The sequence below is a fragment of the Fervidobacterium gondwanense DSM 13020 genome, assembly GCF_900143265.1.
Lineage (GTDB): Bacteria > Thermotogota > Thermotogae > Thermotogales > Fervidobacteriaceae > Fervidobacterium > Fervidobacterium gondwanense.
In genome coordinates, this window is the sequence record NZ_FRDJ01000004.1 from 17,032 (window position 1) to 42,563 (window position 25,532).

General features: G+C 40.0%; 25 protein-coding genes. 4 read left to right on the forward strand and 21 right to left on the reverse strand.

The window, feature by feature from the left end; all coding sequences use genetic code 11:
• Positions 1-28: 28 nt before the first annotated feature.
• The 10 genes from BUA11_RS04395 to rpe all read right to left on the reverse strand — a co-directional run bounded on the left by BUA11_RS04395 (position 29) and on the right by rpe (position 11,906).
• Complete coding sequence (locus BUA11_RS04395; RefSeq protein WP_072758795.1) at positions 29-1,321, reverse strand: nicotinate phosphoribosyltransferase; 1,293 nt, start codon at positions 1,319-1,321, stop codon at positions 29-31.
• Between the two features lie 2 nt (positions 1,322-1,323).
• Positions 1,324-3,111: a TIGR03960 family B12-binding radical SAM protein gene (locus BUA11_RS04400; RefSeq protein WP_143145273.1), complete on the reverse strand. Its 1,788-nt coding sequence runs from the start codon at positions 3,109-3,111 to the stop codon at positions 1,324-1,326.
• Positions 3,112-3,138: 27 nt separating this feature from the next.
• A complete protein-coding gene (locus BUA11_RS04405) occupies positions 3,139-4,248 on the reverse strand; it encodes a hypothetical protein (protein WP_072758797.1) in 1,110 nt (369 codons plus the stop codon).
• 70 nt (positions 4,249-4,318) lie between these two features.
• Positions 4,319-5,398, reverse strand: a complete 1,080-nt coding sequence (locus tag BUA11_RS04410; protein ID WP_143145274.1) for a hypothetical protein — start codon at positions 5,396-5,398, stop codon at positions 4,319-4,321.
• Positions 5,399-5,478: 80 nt separating this feature from the next.
• Positions 5,479-6,168 carry a rhomboid family intramembrane serine protease gene (locus tag BUA11_RS04415; protein ID WP_072758801.1) on the reverse strand — a complete coding sequence of 230 codons (690 nt, stop codon included), beginning with the start codon at positions 6,166-6,168 and terminating at the stop codon, positions 5,479-5,481.
• 36 nt (positions 6,169-6,204) lie between these two features.
• Positions 6,205-6,564 (reverse strand): YbaB/EbfC family nucleoid-associated protein, encoded by a 360-nt coding sequence (locus tag BUA11_RS04420; RefSeq protein WP_072758802.1) that lies wholly within the window; start codon positions 6,562-6,564, stop codon positions 6,205-6,207.
• 68 nt (positions 6,565-6,632) lie between these two features.
• Positions 6,633-7,673 (reverse strand): FAD:protein FMN transferase, encoded by a 1,041-nt coding sequence (locus BUA11_RS04425; protein ID WP_143145275.1) that lies wholly within the window; start codon positions 7,671-7,673, stop codon positions 6,633-6,635.
• Positions 7,670-8,674, reverse strand: coding sequence for an AmmeMemoRadiSam system radical SAM enzyme (gene amrS, locus BUA11_RS04430; protein WP_072758806.1), 1,005 nt, complete (start codon positions 8,672-8,674; stop codon positions 7,670-7,672). The genes BUA11_RS04425 and amrS overlap by 4 nt, the downstream gene beginning before the upstream one ends.
• Positions 8,675-8,738: 64 nt before the next feature.
• Positions 8,739-11,183, reverse strand: a complete 2,445-nt coding sequence (locus BUA11_RS04435) for a DNA polymerase III subunit alpha (protein WP_245789521.1) — start codon at positions 11,181-11,183, stop codon at positions 8,739-8,741.
• 75 nt (positions 11,184-11,258) lie between these two features.
• Positions 11,259-11,906: a ribulose-phosphate 3-epimerase gene (gene rpe / locus BUA11_RS04440; RefSeq protein ID WP_072758810.1), complete on the reverse strand. Its 648-nt coding sequence runs from the start codon at positions 11,904-11,906 to the stop codon at positions 11,259-11,261.
• 216 nt (positions 11,907-12,122) lie between these two features.
• Between rpe and BUA11_RS04445 the strand changes: the two genes are divergently transcribed.
• From BUA11_RS04445 to ybeY, 3 genes are read left to right on the forward strand one after another with little or no spacing between them, the layout of a single operon-like run.
• The gene (locus BUA11_RS04445; protein WP_072759169.1) at positions 12,123-13,043 is read left to right on the forward strand and encodes a PhoH family protein; all 921 of its coding nucleotides are present in this window, start codon (positions 12,123-12,125) and stop codon (positions 13,041-13,043) included.
• 28 nt (positions 13,044-13,071) lie between these two features.
• On the forward strand, positions 13,072-14,457 hold the full coding sequence (locus BUA11_RS04450) for an HDIG domain-containing metalloprotein (RefSeq protein WP_084634359.1): 1,386 nt from the start codon (positions 13,072-13,074) through the stop codon (positions 14,455-14,457).
• Between the two features lie 30 nt (positions 14,458-14,487).
• Positions 14,488-14,970, forward strand: coding sequence for an rRNA maturation RNase YbeY (gene ybeY, locus BUA11_RS04455; protein ID WP_072758813.1), 483 nt, complete (start codon positions 14,488-14,490; stop codon positions 14,968-14,970).
• A 38-nt stretch (positions 14,971-15,008) separates the two neighbouring features.
• Here ybeY and BUA11_RS04460 read toward each other — a convergent pair whose 3' ends face one another.
• The gene (locus BUA11_RS04460) at positions 15,009-15,746 is read right to left on the reverse strand and encodes an MBL fold metallo-hydrolase (protein ID WP_072758815.1); all 738 of its coding nucleotides are present in this window, start codon (positions 15,744-15,746) and stop codon (positions 15,009-15,011) included.
• A gap of 87 nt (positions 15,747-15,833) precedes the next feature.
• On the opposite strand from BUA11_RS04460, the gene BUA11_RS04465 reads away from it, so the two are divergent.
• Positions 15,834-16,814, forward strand: a complete 981-nt coding sequence (locus tag BUA11_RS04465) for a polysaccharide pyruvyl transferase family protein (RefSeq protein WP_072758817.1) — start codon at positions 15,834-15,836, stop codon at positions 16,812-16,814.
• 66 nt (positions 16,815-16,880) lie between these two features.
• On the opposite strand, the gene nuoF (BUA11_RS04470) is transcribed toward BUA11_RS04465, so the two are convergent.
• The 10 genes from nuoF (BUA11_RS04470) to BUA11_RS04515 form a co-directional block, all read right to left on the reverse strand.
• Positions 16,881-18,494 carry an NADH-quinone oxidoreductase subunit NuoF gene (nuoF, locus tag BUA11_RS04470; RefSeq protein ID WP_072758819.1) on the reverse strand — a complete coding sequence of 538 codons (1,614 nt, stop codon included), beginning with the start codon at positions 18,492-18,494 and terminating at the stop codon, positions 16,881-16,883.
• The gene (gene nuoE, locus BUA11_RS04475; RefSeq protein WP_072758821.1) at positions 18,491-18,976 is read right to left on the reverse strand and encodes an NADH-quinone oxidoreductase subunit NuoE; all 486 of its coding nucleotides are present in this window, start codon (positions 18,974-18,976) and stop codon (positions 18,491-18,493) included. The genes nuoF (BUA11_RS04470) and nuoE overlap by 4 nt, the downstream gene beginning before the upstream one ends.
• Positions 18,977-19,079: 103 nt before the next feature.
• Complete coding sequence (gene nuoF, locus BUA11_RS04480; RefSeq protein WP_072758823.1) at positions 19,080-20,909, reverse strand: NADH-quinone oxidoreductase subunit NuoF; 1,830 nt, start codon at positions 20,907-20,909, stop codon at positions 19,080-19,082.
• Between the two features lie 55 nt (positions 20,910-20,964).
• Positions 20,965-21,273, reverse strand: coding sequence for a (2Fe-2S) ferredoxin domain-containing protein (locus tag BUA11_RS04485; RefSeq protein WP_072758825.1), 309 nt, complete (start codon positions 21,271-21,273; stop codon positions 20,965-20,967).
• A gap of 4 nt (positions 21,274-21,277) precedes the next feature.
• Complete coding sequence (locus BUA11_RS04490; RefSeq protein ID WP_072758827.1) at positions 21,278-21,655, reverse strand: (2Fe-2S) ferredoxin domain-containing protein; 378 nt, start codon at positions 21,653-21,655, stop codon at positions 21,278-21,280.
• Positions 21,652-22,146 (reverse strand): NADH-quinone oxidoreductase subunit NuoE family protein, encoded by a 495-nt coding sequence (locus tag BUA11_RS04495; RefSeq protein WP_084634360.1) that lies wholly within the window; start codon positions 22,144-22,146, stop codon positions 21,652-21,654. The genes BUA11_RS04490 and BUA11_RS04495 overlap by 4 nt, the downstream gene beginning before the upstream one ends.
• Before the next feature lie 145 nt (positions 22,147-22,291).
• Positions 22,292-23,137: a DMT family transporter gene (locus tag BUA11_RS04500; protein ID WP_072758831.1), complete on the reverse strand. Its 846-nt coding sequence runs from the start codon at positions 23,135-23,137 to the stop codon at positions 22,292-22,294.
• Positions 23,138-23,152: 15 nt separating this feature from the next.
• Entirely contained in the window at positions 23,153-23,416 is a 264-nt protein-coding gene (locus BUA11_RS04505; RefSeq protein WP_072758844.1) for a cupin domain-containing protein, read from the reverse strand.
• Between the two features lie 23 nt (positions 23,417-23,439).
• Positions 23,440-24,663, reverse strand: coding sequence for an ABC transporter permease (locus BUA11_RS04510; RefSeq protein ID WP_072758846.1), 1,224 nt, complete (start codon positions 24,661-24,663; stop codon positions 23,440-23,442).
• Positions 24,656-25,408 carry an ABC transporter ATP-binding protein gene (locus BUA11_RS04515; RefSeq protein WP_072758848.1) on the reverse strand — a complete coding sequence of 251 codons (753 nt, stop codon included), beginning with the start codon at positions 25,406-25,408 and terminating at the stop codon, positions 24,656-24,658. The genes BUA11_RS04510 and BUA11_RS04515 overlap by 8 nt, the downstream gene beginning before the upstream one ends.
• Positions 25,409-25,532 lie beyond the last annotated feature (124 nt).

Below are 25,532 nucleotides of genomic sequence, written 5' to 3' on the forward strand. Positions count from 1 at the left end.
ATCGTTCGAAAAATATCGCAATGCTTGTTTATTCTTCCCAGTAGCGTTTAGTAACAATTTTCAGATGCGAAGCATCTTTTTTGTATCTTCCCACTTTTGCGCACGGTTTTCCATTCACTTCCACGATATCTGCGGTGATATCTATCTTTTTCTTAAGGAGTTTTGAACCCACACCATAGACATCGGCAGGCACGCCAAGATTTTCGAAAAGTTTAATCTTTTCCTCATCAAAGCCTCCAGAGACAACTATCTTCAAAGCTTTGAGCCCTACCTTATCGAATTCTTGCCTTGCTTTCCAGACCAACTCGGGGCACACTCCAAATGACTGTGGTCCTATTGGTGTAACCGACTTATCTCTCAAACTTCCAGACGTGTCGAATCTGACACCCCATATTTTATTCTTTCCGGGTCCTATAATCGGAGATGGATCCGTTTCACCAAGGATGAACGGTTTTCCCATTACATATTCGTACTGTTTCTTCACAACTCTAAATGTCGTACCTATTACATCGTTATCCCAATCTACCAAGACTATCCTGTTGACGTTTTCTGGCATGTATTTATCAAATGCGATCGCAGCGTCTTCCGTACTGCCATCATACGCTGCAATTAGTGCATGAGGAATTGTACCCATAGACTCAACACCCCAATAGTCCGCATTTGCATCTGTCGATACTCCAAACGCTCCGGCTTTAAGTGCTGCATATCCGTCGGTTGCTTGCACCCAATAATGGTCAAATCTTGCACTGAAGAACAGGATTGGTTTACCGTTAGCTGCTTCGACTACTCTCTTTACGGCAGTTGCCGTACTCGTTGCCCTTGCTATGACACCGAGCAACACTGTCTCAAGATACCCAAAATAGATTGGGTCGCCTTCGATAGTCATCAAAGGCTCACCATCAGGAACGTATTCGCCATCGTAGACTGCTCTAACTTCAATCTCATCCCATTTATCTACCCACAGTTCGTTCAACTTAAGCCTTAGGTCCCATTTTTTTCTTGTGAGTTCAACAATTTTCTCTACATCACCCTCGACAGATAGACTCTGCATCGCTCTGTCCAAATTCAAGATTTCGTTGTAAAGCCTTTTCGCTTCTTGTTCGTTTTCGTAATACCCTGTGCAGTACCTTAAAATTGCCAATGCCTCATCAACGCCACAGACAACGGCGTTATCCCTCGGGAAGAACTGATAGTATACCCTCGGATGTCTGTCGTCTTTTTTCAAAACCTCAACGTAGCGCGTGAAGTATTTATCTGAATAATACCCCATCCTTATGCGATCAATAGGCACTTTAAAAACTTTTGGGTGCAACCTGCTCATATTTACTTCCTCCCTTTAATTGCATTTGAAACTTTGTAGTCGAAACAAACCCTGCAAAGTGTACAACCGTTTCTGCAATCTTTCGTCGTTGTTGCACCGAAATAATTCTTGTACTCATCCCACAAAAACTCTTTGCTTACGCCTGTATCAAGGTGATCCCATGGAAAGTCCACGAGTTCATATGGACCACGGTAGCTTTCTATATTTATCTCTTGGAAATATTTAGTCCACTTTTCGAATGAGAAATACTCCCCCCATTCATCATAATAACCCTCTTTGTAGACTTTTTCAATGACAGGGAAGAGTTTTCTATCACCTCTTGAGAGAATTCCTTCGATAAAACTCTTTTTTCCGTCGTTTATGTCTAATTTTCCAAATTTTCTGTATGGTGATAAGATTTTTTTCACCATATCCATGTACTCAGGACTTTGAAGTCTTGCGAATTGGAAAGCTGTGTGCGGTTTTGGTATCAGCAAATTGATTGATGCGGTGATATCTGAAAAGCCTAAGTTTTTAATCTTTTTGACTATCTCTCCTATTTCCTGTATGTCTTCTTCGGTTTCGTTGGGAAAACCAACCATAAAGTAAAGTTTTATCCTCCTCCAACCAGCTCTCTTAGCCTCCTGAGCAGTTGCAAGTATGTCTTCTAAGTTTATTTGTTTGTTTATAGCATCGCGCATCTTCTGGCTACCGGCCTCAGGCGCGAAGGTCAAGCCAGTTTTTCGAACTGTCGATATCTTTTCAGCAAGCTTTATATTGAATGCGTCTACTCGGGTTGATGGAATAGAGATCGAGAGTGTACGTTCTTTGACATAGGGCATCAATCTGTCTACTATTTCATTTATCTGTGAGTGATCCAATGCGGAGAGCGAGAGGAGTGAGACTTCGTCGTAACCAGTGTTCTCAATGAGCTTCTTAATGCCTTTTTCTATATTTTCCGCACTTCTCTCACGAACAGGTCTGTAGACGTAACCAGCATGGCAGAATCTACAGCCTCTTGTGCATCCGCGACTTATCTCAACAACTACTCTGTCGTGCACGCTTTCCAAATGTGGAACGATTTTTCTTTCCGGTAATTTAGCACTATCGAGATCTTTGAGAATATTCCTTCGAACTTTCGAAGGGGCGAAATCGTACTTCGGTAGTATTCTACTGCCCTCCTGACGATAGAACATAGGTATGTAGATGCCATCGATTTTGACAAGTTCTTTTAATCTATCTTCTCGTTTTATTCTTTTTGTTTCTTTAATCACTCTCAGAACATTTTGAAAGTTAACCTCTCCATCGCCAAGGTAAATGGCATCAAAAGCCTCTGCAATAGGCTCACAGTTGTAAGCAACGGGACCTCCTCCAAGTACGATGGGATCCTCTTCTCTCCTGTCGTAACATCTTATTGGTATTTTCGACAATTCCAATAACTTGAGAACATTCGTGTAAGAGAGTTCGTATTCGAGAGATATGCCGAGCACGTCCATTTCATATATTGGAGTTTTCGTTTCAAGGGTAAATAAAGGTATTCCCTTTTCTTCCATTTTTTGAATCATATCGGGCCAAGGAAGAAAGACGCGTTCTGCATAGGCAAAATCCAGTTCATTAGCGAGCCAATACAGAATCTCAAGTCCGTAATGCGACATTCCAACCTCGTAAACATCTGGGAAAGCAAGAGCAACCCTTAGTATCTTTTCGTTGGCTTCCTTAACGACACTATTGTACTCGCCTCCTATGTATCTCGCAGGCTTTGAGACGCTAATTAAGTTTTCTGATAAGAATTTGATTATAGATTGCTTCACGGGATACCTCCATTTCTTAAGTCTATTTTACTCAATCAGATAATTGAAAGAAATCTGAACTTTTGCAACTCCGGAAACTGGCAGTTCAATTTCTGCCAAGTCAGCTGTCGACTTCGTCACTGTGCCGCCGGATACGGTGAGGTTACTCAACCCTTTTGCATATATCTGAACCTTTGTCAGCCCATTACCCTTAAGATTCAATTCACCGGTAATATAGACTCTTCCACCTGCTTTTGTTGTCTTGATCAGATTCCAGCTATGGTATATCTGCCAGCTTTTTGAGACAGTTAGACTCCCTTCTTTGTTTATATCCGGCATCCTCGCAAGTCCAACTGGTATACTGTTGCCGAGGATTTCGGAAAAGACATAGACTTCTCCTGCTGGTAGCTCTTCGCCAGTTTTGATTTCAACAACGTAATCCGCAGGTCGCCAGTCGTAAGAATAAGAGTAGCTAAGTCTTATCAGATTAACATCACGTCTGGTAATTTGTAATGATTTGTTCTTGAGGTGTATTCCTCTTTTCAAACCTTCTAAATTGCCGAGCACGAATATTTTTCTTCCCGCAGCTCCGTATTCTTCAGCCATAGCGCTTTCAGCAACCATGGCAACTTTATTGTACATGACCTGCTGTTCGCCCGGAGCAGTTGAAAGAATTACGTACGCTTTGTCTACTGGAGAGTCAATTGCAAAGAATTGCTCGAGCACGTTATTTTTCAGAGTGTAATAAATCTTGTACCCACCTGGAACACTGAAAAGCACGTCCGATTTCGAACTGACTCGAAGTATTCTCTCACTCTTTCCAGATTCAATAACTTTTGCAAGTCCGAACGGTGTGTTTACATAAATTTGACCATCTTCAGCGACGAGCTTTTCTCCAATCATATGGTAAGTTCCAAGCGGTAATTCAGCTGGTATCTGGTACTTTGGTTGGACTTCTCGAGTTTCAACGTACCATTTCTGAGCTGTCGTCAAGACCACTTCCCAATTCTCGGGCAAGACAAACCCATCATCTACGGTTTTGTACAATAGGCCGTTGGAATTGAAGAGTACCAAGATATCCGCTTTCAAAGCGCTCGGCAACAAGCAGAGTGATAATATAAATATGACTGACAATGAACTGTTGAACTTCTTCACCATAAGCATCGCCTCTTTAGGTTGTTGGATTTATTAAGTAATTAATTCAGAACGTGTTGTTCTAAGAGTTTTACTAAATCAGATAATCAAAAGAAATATGAACTTTTGTAGTTTTTGAGACTGACAATTCAATCTCAGAGTAATCTGCTCCCAATTTTACTATCGTACCATCTGACACGGTTAGATTTTCCAATCCTTTTGCATAAATTTCAACCTTGGTGAGCCCATTGCCTCTGAGATTTAGCACGCCATTGATGTACATTCTTTCTCCGGCTTTTGTTGACTTTGTGAGGGTCCAGCTGTGGTATATTTGCCAGCTCTTTGAAAGGCTTATTGTTCCTTCTTCTCTTATATCCCACATATTTGCGAACCCTATTGGAATATTTTTTCCATCTGTATCAGAAAATACGTAAACTTTACCGGCGGGTAATTCCTCTCCTTCGTCTGTCTTAACTTCAATAACGTAATCTGCTGGTTCCCAGTCATAGGAATAGGAGTACCGCAAACTTATGAAGTTGATATCCCGCCGAGTAACTTGTAAAGACTTGTTTCTTATATGTATTCCATTCTTTAAACCTTCTAAATTGCCAAGTACAGATAACTTTCTTCCATTTGTATCGTATTCCCTGTACCATTCATCTTCAGGAGCTTCTCTTTCCATTGATTTATCGTAAAATACTCTTGTTTCGTATTGCTCTTCGGATGCTGTTGACAGTATTACGTATGCCTTATCGACAGGAGAGTTTATTTCGAAGAACTGGTCGAGCATGTTACCTTTCAAGGTGTAGTACACTCTGTAGCCGCCCGGTACACGGAATAACACTTCGGATTTAGAACTCATTCTGAGTATCCTCTCAGTTTTCCAATCTTCTACAACCTTTGCAAGCCCGAAGTCTGTATTAACGTATTTTTGTCCGTCTTCGGTTGTCAGTTTTTCTTTAAAAATTTGATAGATCCCAGGCGGCAACTCGACTGGAATCTGATATTTCGCCTGGCTTTTGCGTGTCTCGATGTACCATTTACGCGCTGTTGTAAGCATTACGTTCCAATCTTCAGGCAAAGCAAAACCGTCATCTACACTCATGTACAACAAACCTCTTGAAGCAAATAATACCCGGACAGCAGATGAGGTATCCTTAGACTTTTTCGCCATAGGCTGAAAGCCCCTTTGATTCGTAAGTTTCGCAAAACCTGTCTCATGGCACGGATGCGAGAGTTCTCAAAGTACGACCCTCAAAACATTAAATCTTTGAAAAGCCAGAAATAGCTCAGAACTATGACGAGAATCAACCCGATAGCTATCGCTCTCCACACTTTCTCTGCTCTGTACGAATAATAAACAGGAATAGTATAACCAAGTAGCATACCGCTCAGCAGTCCGCCTATGTGTGCCGCGTTGTTTATGCCGGAACCGGGTATAAAGCCAAGGACAACGTTAAGTACAATCATCGGAAGCAGGGCACTGCCCGTTATGGATTTCAAGAAGAACGGTGTGTCTTTTCTGAAACCAGCACCGAAGAGCGCCCCAACTAAACCAAAGATACCTCCGCTCGCTCCAACGGACAACGAATCGTAGTAGAAAAATTGAGTTGCTACGTTTCCTACAATTCCCGTGATAAAAAAATACGCCAAGAACCTGTAAGTTCCATATATACCCTCTGCGTAGTTTCCGAGGATGTACAGAGCGTACATGTTGAATGCTAAATGTAAAAAACCACCATGCATGAACATGGCGGTTACTATTCTGTACCACTGCCCCTGGCTTATAAGCGGACCGTATTGGGCACCGAACAACAGATATGCTATATCGCTACCGTTAACAAAAGTCCTAAAGACATAAAATGCAAGAAGAATTAGCGAATCTATCAATATCAAGTAAAGATACGCTTGTCTTTTAAAATGCAAATTATCCAAAAAACGCATCTCAAACCTCCAATTGTGAGAAATTAAGTTACCTAATTAACCAAGTGGATTATACTTTGCAATGACCGCATTCGTCTTTTCTTCCCTAACAGCTTCCACCTTTTCCCATATTTCGTTCATCGCAGTTTTCAGCATGTCGTTGAACATATCAAGATCCTCAAGCAGATCTTTTTCGTACACTAACTCTTTAATCTTCCTGTCACAGGTTGCGATTATCTTCAAAGCTCCACCAACTTCAACTTGTACCTCTTCTTGCTGGAATGATTCTTCAAGCGCTTTGAGTTCTTCTTCCATCTTCATTTGCAGTCTCTGGAGTTCGGCAAAATTCTTTGGTATACCCTGTGATGAACCTCCGCCACCAAGGTTTCTTCCACCAAAACTTTTAAGCTTTTTCATCTTAGTGTCCTCCCTTTTAAGTTTTATTTGAGATTATAAGTTTTACATTTACCAATAATATCAATGATTTATCTATCGGCGACCTCGTATATGTAAAATCTGTCGGACCTCAGTTGTTCTTTCTTAGGCGTTACGATCATAACTTCCGCACCATACTTTGTAAAGACCGTCCTTGTGAAAAGCCAATTGTCCTTCCCAAGTACAAAAGCAGCTGTTGAGAACGCATCCGCAATGACTGGATCTTCACTTATTATTGTTGCGCTTACTGCTTTATTTGCCGGGTATCCAGTCTTCGGGTCAATTATGTGGTGGTACCTAACGTTGTCGATTATGAAAAATCTTTCATAATCACCACTTGTCGCAATCGAACCTTCTTTCATGTAAACGATAGCAATGTTTTCTCCCGGTTGACCTCTTGGGTCTCTTATTCCTATCACCCAGTTGGCTTTGTTGTATTTCGGTCCGAGTATCATAATCTGTCCGCCAGCTTCGATAAACCCGTGGCAATTTTTATCGAATTCTTTCGCTATCTGGTACGCTCTTTTCAATGCGTATCCTTTCAATAAACCACCGAGGTCTATCCATACTCCGTTCGTCTTTATCTTTTTATTTAAGTAATCAATCGCAATTTTCTGGTAACCGGACTGCGAGGCAGCTTCGGCTATCTCGGTTGCCGTTGGTACCTTGAACTGATTTGTTGACTGATTCTGCGTGAATTTATCAAATCCCCAGAGTTTTATGAGCCTTCCGATTGAAGGATCAAAAGCACCTTCTGTGTACCGCGCAAGTTTGAGAGAGGTATCTATAATTGATAATGTCTCGTCGTCAACTTCGACCCAGTCTTCCGAGTTGTTTAACTTATAAAGCACACTTGACTCATTATACGGGTCATATTTCTGCTCAAGCCTTTTCATCTCGTTGAAAATCGCCTTTGCGACAGTATTTGTGTTAACTTTCGACGCAATTTTTATCTTGATATAAGTTCCAAATATGTAGTCCTCGTAGTCGTTGTATTGCCCCGTTTTGCCTGAGAAAAAAAGAAGGTATATTGCCATTACAACGAGGAATATCACAATGACTGAGTAAACTACGATACGGTTCAAAATCATAATCTCCTTAGGATCTGGTTGTTGCACGCTTTGCACCGTCCTTCCTTATTAAGGTTCAATATTCTTACATCGTATCCTCTTCTAATTATAACAAGACTTCCGCATTTTGGACAGTACGTACTCTCATATTCTTCGTTCCATACGTTCCCAAGATAAACATAGTTGAGATACCTCTTCGCAAGTAGATATATTTCTCTAAGTGTTTCCACATTAGTCGGTGGTTTTGTGTATTTGTAAGCAGGATGATATCTGGAAAGATGAAGAGGTATGTCAGGTGAAATTTTCGCAAGAGCCTTGAACTCTTCTTCGAGTTCATTAAGACTGTCGTTACCATCAGGTATGACGAGGGTTGTTACTTCCACATGGACATTGTTAAATACCCCCGTTTCGATAGTTTTCAAGACTTGTTCGTAATTGCCACCGCAGACTTTGCGGTAGAAATTGTTGTTGAACGCTTTTAAATCAATATTCATGGCGTCGATAAAAGGTAAGAGTGTTTTCAACGGCTCTTCGTTGATATATCCATTAGTCACCAGCACGTTCTTAAGGTCCTTCTCTTTTGCAAGTTTAGACGTTTCATATACGAACTCGTACCAGACAATTGGTTCACTGTAAGTATAAGCTATTCCTATGTTTCCTTCGTGTTTATATTCAAGGGCTATATCGAGAAGTTCTTCAGGTAATAATTCTTTCACATAGTAGGGCCTTTGTTGTGAAATTTCCCAATTCTGGCAAAATTCGCACTTAAAATTGCAACCCCAAGTGCCGACGGAGATTATCGTGCTCCCGGGGTAGAAGTGAAAAAGTGGCTTTTTTTCGATGGGATCCAGCGCTATAGATGTGACTTCTCTATAATTAAGCGAAAAAAGTTTACCGTTTTCGTTTCTCCTCGCTTTGCAAACACCAGTGCGCCCATTATCGATGACACAGTTGTGCGGGCATAACAAGCATCTTACCTTCCCATCACCGATTTGCTCGTAAAACATGGCTTCACGTTTCATACTATCAACCTTCTTTCAATCTTTAAAAACTGTGCTTCCTCAACCGTGCATATGTTTAGCAATGCTATTCTTCCCTGAACTTTGTAGTAAAGTAATTTTTTATCGGTCTTGCGTTCGGTATAGATTTTCCACTGAAGAGTATTCTCTCATAGTTCTCTTTGTTCTGCGATTTTGAAACCTCGCTTTTCAGCGGTTCTTCTTCCAATATGTAGTCAACTTTTTTCTTGCCAATCTCATATGTATATGGATAGATTAATGTATACTCGCCATCTGGCATATTGGATTTGAAGACACTTTTCCCGTCAGTCCCAAATCCCGCTTTCACGCCTATGTGTATACCAAAGTTGAGGTCAAGAGAATACGCCAAAGAATACGGCGCGAGTAGGTTCTTAACTGTTGTCGGTGGTGTTAGGCTGACTCCAATTACTTCATACTCCATCTGCGTTCTTTCCCATTCCGCCTCTGTTTTTGTCTCATCTTTTGGGATGACTTTTCCAAATAACTTACTACCAATCTTCTTTACTTCTGGGTTTATTCCATCTCTCAAAGTTCTGAGCTTTTGAATAGCCTTCCTTCTGCTATCAAAGATATTATCAAAACTTCCTATCTTTAAGAGAGCTTCAATGGTTGAGAGCGATAGTCCGGAGCTTTCGACAAAATCTTCGAAATTCTTAAATTGATAGTTTAATATTTGGAGTGATTTTTCATAAGATATTCCAGGAACAATATAAAGTGGCAGAGTATAAATATTTTCTTTCTTCTCGCTGTTTGCTTTACTATCAGGAACAATAGGTACAGATGGTGGTAAAACGGTGTAACCTAACGATTGTAAATTGTAAACAGCAGTTTGAAGAACAGAGGTATCGTATTTTAAATACACATCGTAGAAAAGTTTCGGAAAGTTGGTTTTGAAATAAGCCATTAAGAAAGTAATATGGGCATACGCAACAGCGTGCGATTTATTGAATGCATATTCGCCAAGTGCAAGTATCGTTCGTGCGATTTCTGTACCGTCGTTTCCGTACTCTTCACCTAAACGCTTTTCTAAGAGCTTGTACGTTTCTTTTATGCCAGATATATCCTTCTTCGCTATAGCCTTTCTCAGCTCGTCCGCCTGGCTACTCGTTAGCCCAACCAAGTCCATAGCGATTTTCATAACCTGCTCTTGGTATATTGGTATTCCAAACGTCTCAGATAATATGTCGATATCGTATTTCGATTTGTTCTTGCTTTTCATCTGCTTTATTTCTCGTACTATGCCGGCTTTGAGCGGTCCTGGCCTGTTCAGCGATATAGTAAGTGCAAGCTCGTTCAGTGTACTCGGTTTGATGTCGCGCAGGACACCTTTGCCTATATAGCTATCGAGTTGAAAGACATTGTCGCTGAACCCTGTAAATATGTACTTGAAGACCTTTTTTCCTTCGTCCGTCATTTCCAGGTTCTTAACACTCTTATACATCTCATTAGATGAGTATTGCGGAAATACTTCTTTCATGAGTTCTTTCAATACACTTAGCGTCTTGAGACCTAAGATATCGAACTTAATATACCCAAGGCTTTCTAAATCTTTCATATCCCATTCTAATGTGTTAGTTTTTGGAACGCGAGGTGCGTTTATTTCTTGAGTAGATATTATAACTCCGGCTGCGTGTGTTGTTCTTTGCACTGGGATATCAGATAGATATTGGCTCAGCTTTCCAAACTCTTTGAGATGTTTTTCTGGTATATTTGAAAAAGCGCTTATGTTGTACACATATCCGAATTCTTTTCTAAGAAGCTCTAAAAGTCTTCCTCTTTGTTGATCTTCAACGTCTATGTCGATATCCGGATAATCTCTTCTGCCTTCATTGAGAAATCTCTCAAAGAGCAATCCAAATTCAACGGGATTGATCTTCGTGATTCCCAATCTGTATGCCAACAAGCTTCCTACAACGCTTCCCCTTCCCGGACCAATCTCTATGTCATTTTTACTCGCAACATCGACAATTTTCTTCACAGTATGAAAGTAATTTTCAAAACTGAATTTTTTAATAACTTCTATTTCTTTCTTGAGACGTTCTGGATGTTCTTTTTCTTCGGCTAAAATTTCCAAGAGCAAATCATTTTTGCTCCTGTAAAGTCTTTGATTGCTCACGAGCTCATACCGGACAAAACCAAGCTTTGTGTAATTTATATCCTTGAGCTCTTCTACAAAATTTGGTGTTTTTCCAAGGTAATCTGTAAGAGCCAAGAAATAATCACGTTGACCTGGCAAAAAATAAGCAGGTGACGATTCTATATAATCAAACTCAGTTCCGATAGAGCCTAGTTGGCCATTACTGTATAGCCTGAATAATCTGTACAGTTCATCTGTATTCTTTGCAATATACGTCTTTTCCCCAATTCGAAGTCCAACGATTCCGTTTAAGTTGTGTTTCTTTGCTCCGTGAAGAAATTTTACAACACCACACAGTGTCGTATCCGAGAGCACCACTGTATCAATATTATTATCAGTGCACCATTTAAACAACTCGTCAAACTTTATAACTGAACCTTCAAATGAATAGACAGATGCTACGCAGACTATACAGGTATCACTCCCAAACTATTCGTTTTTAGACAAAAGTTTTCTTAATTCTGGAAGATTCGGGTTTCTGAAAACACCATACCCCATCACTAAGATGTCTACACCACTTTTGACTAACTCAAGGGCGTTTTCGTTTCCAACACCGCCATCAACCGCTATCTTTAATTTGTAATCATTGTCTTTCCTAATTTCCGAAAGCTTTTTTATTTTTCTCCACATACTCGGTATGAATTTTTGACCAGAAAAGCCTGGGTTTACAGTCATGATGAGTATACCGTCGACGTACGGAAGAATTTCTTCAAGCGTGCTTAGTGGTGTTGCAGGATTGATTGCAACAAAAGCCTCAGCACCGAGCGACTTTATGAACTCGACACTTCGGTGCAAATGATAGCAAGTCTCTTGGTGAATAGTGACTCTCGTCGCGCCTTTCTCTATAAAAAGCTTTATGTGAAAATCTGGGTTAGTGACCATAAGATGAGCATCAATTGGCATGTTTGTGAATTTCCTTAGTCCCTCAATCATTGGGTAACCAAACGTCAAATTCGGAACAAAGTGACCGTCCATAACATCGAGATGTATTTCGTCGATGTGGTCCTTAACTCTTTCAACTTCGTCCTTCAAGTGTGCCAAATCTGCGGCTAAAATCGATGCACTTATGATCGCCATTTCTAAACCTCCTCCTTTGATTATTATCTGTTTAAATCTATTCTGAACTATTATGATACAGTAAGGAAAAATTGTTAATATGGATTTTAAACGAAATTCGCTCTTTTCTGATATAATTATACTCGTTAAGGGAGTAAATTACAAATTCTAAACGTAAACATTCAGAGAGGTGAAGTTGTGAACATTAGGAGAATTGTGGTACCTCAGGATGTTGCGATGATCGAAGTACTTGGACAATACGACAACAAGGCGCGTTATCTGAGAAGAAGGTACAATGTGGAAATATCAGTAGTCGACAACGAAATCAGAGTGAAGGGCGAGGATGAGAAGTCACTTGATATAGTTGAAAAGATACTAAAAGAAGTGATAAATATAACAAGAGATGGGCATCTTTTGGATTGGACAGAGTTCGAATATATCGTTGAAGAGAACGAGAAGATAGAGAACCCAAGAGAAGTTTACAAAAAGTCAGTTGGCAAGGTCAAGGCTAAGACGGAAGGACAAAAGAAGTACCTCGACGCTATAGAAAAGAACGACGTCGTATTTGCAATAGGACCTGCTGGGACTGGAAAGACTTATTTGGCTTCGGCTGTTGCTGTCGATTATCTCAAATCGGGCAAAGTACAGCGGATAGTTCTTACCAGACCAGCAGTGGAAGCTGGCGAGAGGTTAGGCTTTCTGCCAGGTGACTTGACTGAAAAGGTAGATCCTTACCTTAGACCGCTTTACGATGCTCTTATCGATATGCTCGGTATTGAGAAATTCATATCTTTGCGGGAAAAGAATATAATCGAAATCGCTCCATTAGCTTACATGCGTGGAAGAACTTTGAATAACGCATTTATAATACTTGATGAGGCGCAGAACACAACATACGAACAGATGAAGATGTTCTTAACGCGTATGGGGTTCGGTTCGAAGGTAATTGTTACGGGAGATATCACTCAGATAGATATTGAAGAAAGATCCGGACTTGTGGTGGCACAGGAAATACTCAAGGGAATAGATGGTATTGAATTTGTGTACCTTACAGATGCAGATGTAGTAAGGCATCCTTTGGTTAAAAAGATCATTCGGGCTTACGACGAATTTGAAAGAGAAGAGAAATCAGAAAGGTCTGATAGAGCAAGAAGATAAAAATGTGCATTTTAGGTGGGAGAATTTGATGAAGGAGCAAAAACTACACAAGACAGAAGTACTGTTAAGTGAATCTTTCATGTACGATGGTGTGATAATCGCACTGCTTATTAGCGTTGCAAACAACATATATGATCTCAGTTTGCTTGATCTTGCTAATGAATTTATACTCATACTAATTATCTGGTACGGGATTATAGAACATTTCATACGCAATTCCAATGTTATAAACCTTGACGTACGTTACAGGCTCCTCTTCTATACGACGCTATTGGGTGGTGCAACACTCAATACTTTCGTCTATAAGTCGTACGGGATAAGTTATATCCCTATATTGATTGCACCAATGTTGATTACATTGTTGATCGATTATGAATTCGGTGCGAGTGCTGGCCTCATACTTTCACTTTCCACAGCGTTTCATCATCACGATTTCTTCATGTTTCTTCACTTCTTCCCTCAAGTTTTCATATCGAATTTGATGCTTAAGAATATTAAAAATCGAATCCAAGTAGTGAAAGCTGGGTTTGTAGCAGGTGTTGTTAGTTTAATCATGATTCTCTTCCAAGAACCTGTAAGGCATTTCTACTTCTCCCTGCAAGACTATTTAATATTGTTTCTCAACCCGCTATTCTCGTCTTTCGCGGTGCTTGGTTTATTGCCATACATTGAAGTCGCAACGCGTGTTTATTCAAATATAGGTCTTCTCGAGATAGCCACGATTAATCATCCTCTTCTGAAATCGCTTTCTCTGCACGCTCCAGGGACTTACCAACACAGTATGAGAGTTGCAGAATTCGCAGAACATGCAGCTGAAAGTATCGGTGCCAACGCGGTTCTCGTTAGAACATGCGCTATGTATCACGATATCGGGAAGATACGGAATCCTGAATACTTTGCGGAGAACTTGAAATCACTGGAGAACAATCCGCACAACACGTTGAAGCCGGAAGTAAGTAAAAGTATAATAATGAAACACGTTACGGATGGGATAGAAATTGCCCGTAAACATCGACTACCTATTCAGATCGAATTGGCTATACCACAGCACCACGGAACACGTGTAATGAAATACTTTTATGCAAAGGCTGTTAATGAAAGCGGTTCAGTCGACCCAGCACAATACACATACGCTGGTCCGAAACCAAAGAGCAAGGAAATGGGGATACTGATGATAGCTGACGTAGTGGAAGCTACTTCGAAAAGCCTGAAAGAACCGAGTGTGGATGCTTTTAGACAGGTAGTTGAAAAGACAATAGTGGAATTAATACAAGAAGGTGAATTAACAGATACAGAACTAACTACAAGCGATTTAAAAATCATAACGGATACTTTTGTGCAGATTTACGAAAATATGCTTAAACATAGAATCGAATACCCCGTGATTAATGAGGATATAGAAACGATAAGTTGATTATTAATTATACCAGAAGGCGGTGCTATTATGGGTGCAGTACTTGATTTTTTTGATTATCCTAAGGATTTGGAGCCTTTCTTGAATTTGATAAAATCCAAGCTGTGTTCAATTATAGAAGCAGAAATCGGGGAAGTTAGAATCAATTTTGTCTTCATAGACTCAGAAATCATGACAACAATGAACGAGGAGTACAGACATAAAAAAGGACCAACTGATGTTTTGACTTTCGTTTATGCAGCATCAGAATCCGGAGACGAATTCGAAAGCATTGAAGAAGCGGAGATAGAAAGTGTAGAAGGACCGTATGCTGAAGGATACATATGCCTCGACGTTGTGAAAAGCAACGCCGAAGAATTTGGTAATACTTTTGAAAAAGAATTAATCACAGTATTCGTCCATTCAATACTTCACATGGCAGGATATGATCATGAATACGATTCAACGAATGCCGAGGAAATGTTCAGAAAACAGGAAGAATACTTAAAAGAATTCCAGAAAATTATTAATTAATAATCTTTTTGCTTCTTTACGTTTTAGCTGAGATTATGTCAACTAATTAGATTCTTTATACTCCACTCGAGCATTTCAGCATGTTCCCTGTTCGCAAAATTCGGGTCGTTTTCTATTTCATGCGGGTTCAGTTCACCTGAAATAAGTTTTTTGACTTTTCCAATATAATCAGCCATATTTTTGATAGACTCAGCATCGCCAATATCTCCATGACCTGGTATAACGTATTTGGCTTTTGGAAGTTTTTCCAAAGTTCTCAACCAGATTGCTAAATTACTATCTGAGACGATTTCCGGGTGTATTTTATTGATGACGGTGTCACCGGTAATGAGTACAGATTCGCTCGGAATGTAAATGTAAGAAGAGTCTGGAGTATGTCCAGGACCGTGAATGAAAAGAATTTTTAAGCCGTCCTCGTGCTCAAAAGTATCATCGAATAGCACATCGGGAAGTTTCGGTTCGAAATAGTCTATTCCAAGAGATTCAAAATAGGTGTGATCAAACATCTCCATCTTTTCTCTTGTAAGCGTATGCGCTACCACTGGAACATCAAAAACAACATTTCCAAAAGTGTGGTCTGGGTGATAATGAGTATTAAACACAAGCGATATATTTTTCATCGTAAATTCCCTGACGAACTTTGCTATGCTTTTAGCTTTTTCAGGAAACAGCGAGGTGTCGACTAACACAACACCTTTTTTACCGATGATTATAACATTGTTGGCAGCTTCTTCGTGCTCAATGACATAAACGTTCTCGGTAACTTTCTTAACCATAGATTAAATCGTCACCCCCCATATGGGTCTATACTATTTATTTTTTCGTCTCTCAAATCAATATTCTTTAAAGGAGTTGATTTTTCCTTGAAAGTTCTGCTATCTGGCTACTACGGTTATGGAAACTTCGGTGATGAATTGATGAGGCTTTCAATGGAGGATTTTTTCAAAAAGTATAAGATTGACTATACCATCGCACTTTCAAAAAGCGTTAGTAAAGATACAATTTCAAGATTTAATATATTCGAGCTCATAGGTTCTATTTTCGATTCTGATGCACTCGTTTACGGTGGCGGGGGATTGCTTCAGGACATTACGAGTTCGAAGAGTTTTCTGTATTATGCTGCAACAATCAATATAGCTTTAATCTTTAAGAAGCCTGTTATCCTATTTGGTAACAGCCTTGGACCTGTAAGAAAATCATACAACAGACATATATTGAGAAGCATACTTAGGAACAAAAGAGTTTACCTTTTCACAAGGGATATCGTTTCGTTTAACTATGCGAAACGGTTGAACTCAAATACTGTTCTTTCATGCGATCCTGCTGTTAGGTTTTTAAAGACAGTAACAGAATTTCCAGAGAAGAAATTTGACCTGATTCTCATTCCAAGAAAGGCTGAAAATATTGAAAAATACATTATCTTGAAAGAATACTTTCAAAACATAATTGTGTGTCCCACACAAGAAGGCGATCTAAGAACATCTTTACTTGTAAGCAAAGATCTCGGCGCACACTTATTTGACCAACCAAACGACACAGAAGGCGTGCTCCGCAATATACTCGCTTCTAAATTCATAATCACTGAACGCTTCCATCCTGCACTTGTAGGAGCGTATTTTGGAATACCTTTTATCTCGCTCGAGAATTCAAAAGCAGAAAGGTTTTTCAGAAAGTATACGAAAAGTAGAAAGCCGTTTGCTAAAGACTTGATAGGTATTGAGGAAAGGATACTTGCACTGAAACAAGAGCCTTTGTATTTGAAGGAGATATTAGATAAAGAAGCTGATGAATCTTTTAAGAAGCTTTACAGTCTTCTGATCAAGCTAAAATCGTTCCGCAGTTGAGTTATGCTGTTAAAAAATGCCCCCTTCATTATTTATAGGGGGCATTTTCCTATTTCATAAAGAAGACTATTTAACAGTAGCCTTCTTTGGTTTTACTTCTTTGCACAAACCAGCGGAACACGTTTTGTCTTTCACGTGGGCTTCGAATTCATTTTTGAAATTGTTTATAAGAGATAGTAGTGGGACGTTAATGCTCTGACCTAAGCCGCAGAACGATGCATCTGCTGTTACATACGCTATCTGTTCGAGATATTTTAAATCCTCTTCCGTAGCTTGGAATTTCGTCATTTTTTCAAGTATGTCACATGCGATTCTTGTACCTTCTCTACATGGCGTACACTTACCGCATGATTCGTGCCTGAAGAATTCCATAACGTTGAGCGCAATGTCAACAGCACAGTGAGTATCGTCTATCGCTAAGATAACACCAGAACCAAGGCTAACACCGTAGTTTTTCATTGAATCGTAATCGAGTGGTGCGTCAAGTTTATCAGGACCGATAAACGTTCCGGCTAAACCACCTGTTTGGATCATCTTGAGCCCTTTGTCGCCCTTTATACCTCCACCAAATCCGTAGAGCACCTGTCTTACAGTAACACCCATGGGTAATTCAACCATACCCCGCTTATTTATATCTCCTGCAAGGCAGAAGACCTTTGTACCAGGCGAATTTGGTGTGCCAATATTCTTAAACCACTCTGCGCCATTCAAGATAATCTGCGGAACGTTTGCCAGAGTTTCAACGTTATTAATTACTGTTGGTTTTCCGAATAGACCGCTTTGAGGTGGATAAGGCGGTTTTAACCTGGGTCTTCCAGACTTGCCCTCTATCGATTCAAGGAGCGCTGTTTCCTCACCACATACATAAGCACCTGCTCCAAGTCTTACTGTTAAGTCGAAGTCGAAACCACTGCCGAGGATATTTTCACCGAGGAATCCGTATTCATACGCATCTTTTATTGCCTTCTTTAAATTCTCCACAGAGTTGTAATATTCGCCTCGGATGTATATGTATCCCTTCGTAGCTCCGACTGCATAGCCCGCGATGATCATTGCCTCTATAACGGTGTGCGGGTCTCCCTCCATTATCAATCTATCTTTGAACGTTCCTGGTTCTCCCTCGTCTGCATTACAGACTATATACTTTTGTTCAGCATTCGCTTTGGCTGTGAATTCCCATTTCAAACCTGTTGGGAAACCAGCACCACCTCTTCCTCGCAACCCGCTCTTCTTCACTTCATTTATAACTTCTTCTGGCTTCATCTGGAGCGCTTTGCTGAGTGCGAAATAACCATCACGTGCTATATACTCATCTATGTTCCTCGGATCTATGAGTCCGATGTTTCTGGTGACTATTCTAACTTCTTTTATGCTGAACTTTTCTGCCTCTTTTAATTCTGATTTGCTAACTGTCAAATCCCAAACTTGCCTTCCTTTGAGCAAGTGTTCTTCAACTATCTTCTTCACATCTTCCTTGGTCTTAACAACGTAGTATACATTATCTGGAAGTACGTGGAAAACAACACCATTGTAAGAACCTACGGCAACACTTTCAAGTACGGTGACAATTGAATCTAAACCGAATTCCCCGATAAGTGTCCTGAGATAATTCGAAAATTCCTTCGCACCTAAGAGTATGCTATTGCTGTCCACAGAGACAAGAACGGTGATTGGTGTCATCTTGCCTCACCACCTTTTAGGTTGTTCAATATCTCTTCGACTTTTTCTACAGTCAAATCCCCATAATATTCGTCGTTTATCATGATGACCGGTGAGACACCGCAAAGACCAAGGCATCCGGTTTCTTCAAGTGTGAACAACCCATCTTTTGTCGTCTCACCAAATTCAACACCGAGTTTGTTTTTCAAAAATTCAACAATCTCTCTCCCGCCCGGAACATGACAGGGCAAACTTGTGCAAACCCTTATGATGTACTTTCCTCTGGGCTTAGTAGAGAACATCGTGTAAAAAGTGAGAACTTCGTACACTTTTGATGGCGGAATGTTAAGCTCTTCGGCTATCATATCTCCTACTTCAGGTGGTATGTAATGACTTTGATAATGGTCTTGAACTTTGTGAAGTAAGTAAATCAGGACATCTTGCTCTTCAAGCTGCTCATGCTTTAATTCCTCTAATAATGCCTTCAACGTTGAGCGATCCACACACCTTCCCTCCCCGAAAAAAGATTATCAAAACATTAAGCTTGATAAAATGATAAAAACAAAGGTGAGCTACCCTTATTAAGGGGGCTCACCTCTATTCAAATTACTTTACACTTCCGACTAAAGCTGGTGTTACCTTGCTAATCGCTCCAAATCTACATACTTCTATACAGCTTCCGCATCTTACACATGCTTCTTGGTCAATCTCGTGCACTTTTCTTACTTCTCCGTGTATTGCATTCGTCGGACATACTCTCGCACACGCTGTACAGCCTACACATTTATCTGCAGATATTACATAGCTGATCAGTGCCTTACATTTCTTTGCTGGACAAGTTCCATCTTTCACGTGTGCTTCGTATTCGTGCCTATAATATTTTAGTGTCGAGAGAACAGGGTTCGGAGCTGTCTGACCAAGTCCACAGAGCGAAGAATCTTTGATGACTTGTGCCAAGTTTTCGAGTTTTTCGATATCCTTCATCGTTCCTTCGCCTTTGGTTATCTTATCGAGTAAGTCGTACATTACTTTTGTACCTTCACGGCAAGGTGTACACTTACCACAAGATTCATCTACCGTGAATTCAAGGAAGAACTTTGCAACATCAACCATACAGTCATCTTCATCGAGAACTATCATACCACCAGAACCCATAATCGCTCCGAGTTTACCGAGCGATTCGTAATCAACTGGTGTATCGAAGTATTCGGCAGGAATAACTCCTCCACTCGGACCTCCTGTCTGGACGGCTTTAATTTGCTTACCCTGTGGATGTCCTCCGCCGATATCGTACAGAAGTTCGCGTAAAGTAATACCCATCGGGACTTCAACAAGACCTGTATTCTTTATCTTTCCTGCGAGAGCGAAAACTTTCGTTCCTGGCGATTTCTCCGTACCGTACTGCTTGAACCATAATGCGCCTCTTAGAACGATTGGTGCAACCAATGCCAGAGTTTCAACATTGTTAATAACGCTTGGCTTAGCCCAGAGACCCTTTTGGACTGGGAATGGTGGTTTAACTCTTGGCTGTCCTCTCTTACCTTCGATAGAGTGCATCAATGCTGTTTCCTCACCACAAACAAACGCACCAGCACCGATTCTGATTTCAATGTCAAACGAGAAATCAGTACCAAGTATGTTCTCACCTAAGAAACCGTATTCGTGAGCTGTTTCAATTGCCTTTTGCAACCTTTCGATCGCGAGAGGATACTCAGCACGAACATATACGAATCCGCGTTGTGAACCGATAGCATAACCTGCAATCGTCATCGCTTCAACTATCGAGTGTGGGTCACCCTCGAGAATGGACCTGTCCATGAACGCTCCTGGGTCACCTTCGTCAGCGTTACAGATCATGTATTTGATGTCTGATTTTTGTTGTCTTGCAAGTTCCCATTTCAAGCCAGTTGGGAATCCAGCACCGCCTCTACCTCTCAAACCACTATCCTTTATTTCTTTGATTACTTCTTCGGGCGTCATTTTTGTAAGAGCTTTGTGAAGCGCAAAGTAACCATCTCTTGCGATGTATTCTTCGATGCTCAATGGATCAACGACACCGACGTTTCTAAGAGCTATCTTGACTTGTTTTGCAAAGAATGGTATTTCTTCTTCTTTTTCCTTCTCTTTAATTGTGAGCTTTTCTTTCTGTCCTTCAAACAAGAACTCTGGAACGATACGACCCTTTAGTATATGTTCTTCAACTATCTTCTCGGCTGCCTTTGGGGTTAACTTCTGATAGTAAACGCCATCTGGGTAAACTATTGCGAGCGGTCCAAGGCTACACGCACCCATACAACCGGTCTCAACAACGGAAACAACTGTATCGAGTCCGTATTCCTTTAATTTCCTTTCAAGCGCTTGTTTTACACTCTCTTCACCTGCTGATATACAGCCACCACCAGCGCAGATAAGGATTGTATTAGTCTTCAATGCCACGCTATTCGCCTCCTTGAATTAATAAACTCATCGCGTCAATGAAAAGATTCGAGAATCACTCTTTTTTAACTAAGTGTGAGGCAATTACTTTCTCGCTATCGATATCGTTTTGAATGTGATACTTCACTAAATCTTTCGCAACTTCCGGATCCATATTTCCATAAAAGAATTTCTCACCTGTTTCTGTTTCAATCACAACTGTAGGTTTGTATTTGCAGATTCCATTACATTCAGCTTCTTTGACGGTAAATTGCTCTTGCAAATTTAGTCTTTCAATTTCTTCAGAAAACGCTCTGAATATTTCAAGTCCCCCATTATCCCTACAGCATCCTACAGTACAGACATGCACAGTAAACTTGCTCATCTTATTAAACTTCTCCTCTTTTTACAACCAAATCTGAGACAACTTTTCCTTCAAGAATATGCGACTGAACGATTCTTCTTGCATTCTCTGGTGTTACGTTACCATAAACTATTGGTTCTTGACCTTCGAGAGAGACTTCTATCGTTGGTTCAACTTCACAAAGTCCCATACAGCCAGACTGAACAACTGCTATGTCATCAATCTTAAGCTCGTTCATGTATTCAACGATCGCTTTGAGAGTATCCTTTGCACCAGCTGCGATTCCACATGTACCCATTGCGACGACTATTTTTCCTCTTTTTCCTGCTTCTCTCATCTTTATGTTTTGCAGAGCCTGCTCTTTAATCTTCATTAATTCCTCTAAGCTTTTTACTTTACTCATTGCGACCCACCCCTCCTGTAAGCAGCTATGATTTTGCTAACCATATCTGGCGTTACTTTACCATAGAAATCCTTTTCGCCAACAAGAACAACAGGAGCCATACTGCATGCTCCAAGGCATCTTACTGCATGTACAGAGAAAAGCCCATCCTCGGTTACTTCCTCAGCTTTTACACCGAGTTCTTCCAAAAATCTTTCCATAACCCTGTCTCCGCCTTTGACATAACAAGCGGTACCGAGACACACTTTAATTTGATTCTTTCCCTTTGGCTTAGTCGCAAAGAAGTTGTAGAACGTAACTACTCCATAAACTTCTGAAACTGGGAGGTTGAGCTTTTCAGCGATATGTTCCTGAACCTCTTGCGGTAACCAACCAAAGAGTTCTTGAGCCTTATGTAAGACTCCTATAAGTATACCAGGTCTGTCCTTCACCTCTTCAATATAAGCATCAAGCTCCTCGTAAAGTTCCTTGTGGTGTTCACATACGGCCACACACATCCCTCCTTCACACTTCGTGATTATTATAACATACAAAAAAGAAATTTCACATGCTCAAATCTGAAGTAAATAATTGCTTTTAGGTGATTTATGCTATTTTTTTGCCTTTACCTTCTTTTTTCATAATTCAAGATATTTTTCACAAAGTTAATGAGAATAAAACAGTTGCAATTCCTATTATCTTTACAATGCTTATAGTCTCCCCAAGTGAAAGAACAGCAAATAGCGTTGCAACAACAGGTTTTAGGAAAAATATTCTACTTGCCTGTGTAGCCCCAACAACTTCCATGGCTTTAAAGTATGTCACATAAGCCACACCAGTGACTATCAATCCAAGATAAACTATTATACTCCATCCGCTAAAATTTATTGCTGTCGGGATTGTGAATTTTCTAAGCACTACGAGGATTAATATATAAATCAGGCTCGAGCATAGTGACGAGTACGCCGTCACTGTCAAAGGTCCGTACTTTTTTGTGTATCGTCTCATTAGAACAGTGTAGAGTCCGAAAGTTAATGCAGCTAAGATTCCATAAAATATGCCAATCCAGGAATCGCCACTTATCTTTCCTGCGCTGAATATCACAATTCCAACGAATCCCAAAACTATTCCTAAGTATTTCTTCCAATTGTATTTCTCGTTGAGCAAGATGACTGCGAAAAATGAAACAAAGATCGGATTGCTTGCCACAAGCGTTGCGGCAGTTGAGGCATTTGAATATTTTACAGCAAGTTGTAGTGAAGTCATTGAAATGATACTGTTTAGAGCACCAATCATCGTCAGAGGAAACAAATCTTTGTACTCTATATCTTTCTTCACAAATAACATCATGAAGAGTCCGCCTATCAGAAATCTAAAAGATGTCATAAAAAATGGATCAACTTTACCCATAAGCGGTTTTGAGATGACTTCTATGCTTGAAAAGGCTAATAGGGTTATTGTTAAATATATGTATGCAACAGCTTTGGCGTACTTCTTCTCCATAATATCACCATTGATTCATCCAAAGTTGTAGTGTTTGCGTATATACTTTTTCACGTTCCAAGTACAAGATACGCCCGAATCAAATCGCACCATGTCCCCCGCTCCGAAAGATACTCTTGTACCGTCATCCAATGTGACTTCAACTTCGCCTTCAATCACGTAAAATTGCTCCGGTTCATCGTAGTACCAATCAAAAACGCTTTCTTCTTTTTCCCATGTGGGCCATTTTTTGGCCTTCAATACCTCTTCCTCCGTTGGCTTCCACACTCTTACCTTCATAAATACACCCTCCCTCCATTTCGTTACTCTACCGAAACTTCCAACACTTTCTCGGAATTGAATATCTTCGTTATAGCGTATATCAAAACGAATAACAGAACCGTATTTGTTATTATCATGACTACAAAATTCTGTATTTTAAATGTTTCCAAGAATATATCTTTTATCGTATATATGACGTTAAGTATGGGGTAAAGATAATTTATGACTCCCTTGCTACCTTCAGAGTTCATCGTCGATATTCCAACCAAGAGGACAATTATGTAAATAGGCGAAACAAAAGTGCCTGCTTCTTTCTGACTTCTCGCAAAGCTTCCAATTAAGACAATTATCGCAGAAGATAGCAGCGCCAAAGATAATATAGCAAACAGCATGTATAGGTAACCACTCAGACCAATTTCAGCAAGCGCAGATGTGAATGTGTTAACTCCTTCGCTACTTAAAAACGCTACCTGCACGTTGATTCCAATGATCAGACCTATCAAATTGAATATAGCCGACAAACCGGAAACGATCATCAGGTACATCACTTTTCCCAAGGCTATCGATGTGCGAGAAACTTGATTCACTAACAATATCGAAAGAGACCCTCTCTCTTTTTCGCCAGCTGTTATATCAAATCCAAGTCCCATAGCACCTGAAAACAGGAAAATAACAAGAAAGTACGGTATTAATCCTGACATCATCATGATAATTTCGGCTTTCTCTTTCCCTTCTTCAGCCTTATCTTCGGCGCTCAGTCCGACGTGCTTTTCTTCTAAATTGACAAAATTCAATTTTGTAATATCGATCCCTTTATTCAAAAGCTCTTCATTTACTAATTTCTGATTAAAACTATATAGTGCGTTTCTAACTTGACTGGCGATGTAGGAGCTCTTTTGCCTCTTTGGATTGTAAAGCACTGTGAACTTGTAAATACCTTGATCATAATTAGCTATTAACCCTATAGCTTCGTCATTTTCGAATATATATTTTTCATTGATTTTTCCAAATCTGAATTCGACATTACCTATGCTCTCTACCGCACTTAGCGCATCTTTAATTTCTTCCCTTGTCGAAGTTTCAACAATAACAACATATGAGGCTTTTTCTGTACGTTCTCGTTCAATTTTTGAAACGTATCCAATGATGCCAAATATTAACGCGTAAAATACAAATGGCAGTAAAAACTGCGTGAGAGCACTTCTCCTGTCCTTAAAGAAGTTCTTCAATTCTTTTTTCATTATGATAAGCGAGTCTTTAAACATTTCTCGTCACCCCTAATGAGTTAGCGTATTTGAAAAAGACTTCCTCCAAATCTTCACTCTCATTTTTCTTCAGAATCTCATCTGTGCTTCCATTTTCCACGAGTTGCCCGTTAAAAATTAGTCCCACTTTATCGCACAGCTTCTCCGCAACGGACATAATGTGTGTTGATATGATTATGGTTTTTCCCTTGTTTTTCATTTCTTTCAAAAAGTCTGTGACCACCTTTGCGGCAAATACGTCTAAACCATTGGTAGGCTCATCAAATATTATTACTTGCGGGTCGTGTATTAGACTAATAGCAATTGAAAGTTTTTGCTTCATTCCACTCGAAAGCTTGTTAGGAGGTCTATCTATAAAATCTTCTAAAGCCAACATCTCTGAGAGTATATTAATTCTATCTTTTATTTTCTCATCAGGCATCTTGTTCAGCCGTCCAAAAAATGTTAAGAGCTCTCTGCCTGTGAGATTACCGGCAACTTTCATATCGCTCGTCAAAAAGCCTATAATTCCTCGTACTCTTTCTGGTTCCTTCAAAGTACTAATGCCTTTTACAAAGACTTCCCCGCTATCCTGCTTCATCAATGTCGATATTATACGTAAAGTTGTCGTTTTGCCTGCACCATTAGGTCCAAGCAATCCAAATATCTCGCCTTCGTGGCATTCGAAAGAGACGTTTTTAACAGCCTCGATTACGCCCTTCTTTTTGGTTTTAAAAGACTTGCTGATATTGATAACTTCTAGCATATAATCGCCCCTCACGCTTCAAAAAGCTTGTTAATTTATTCACTACAAACGTATTTTAGCATATGCGGCCTTTATAGTCTACATATATTCACTATGAACATAATGCTTTGCTTGACAAGAGAAG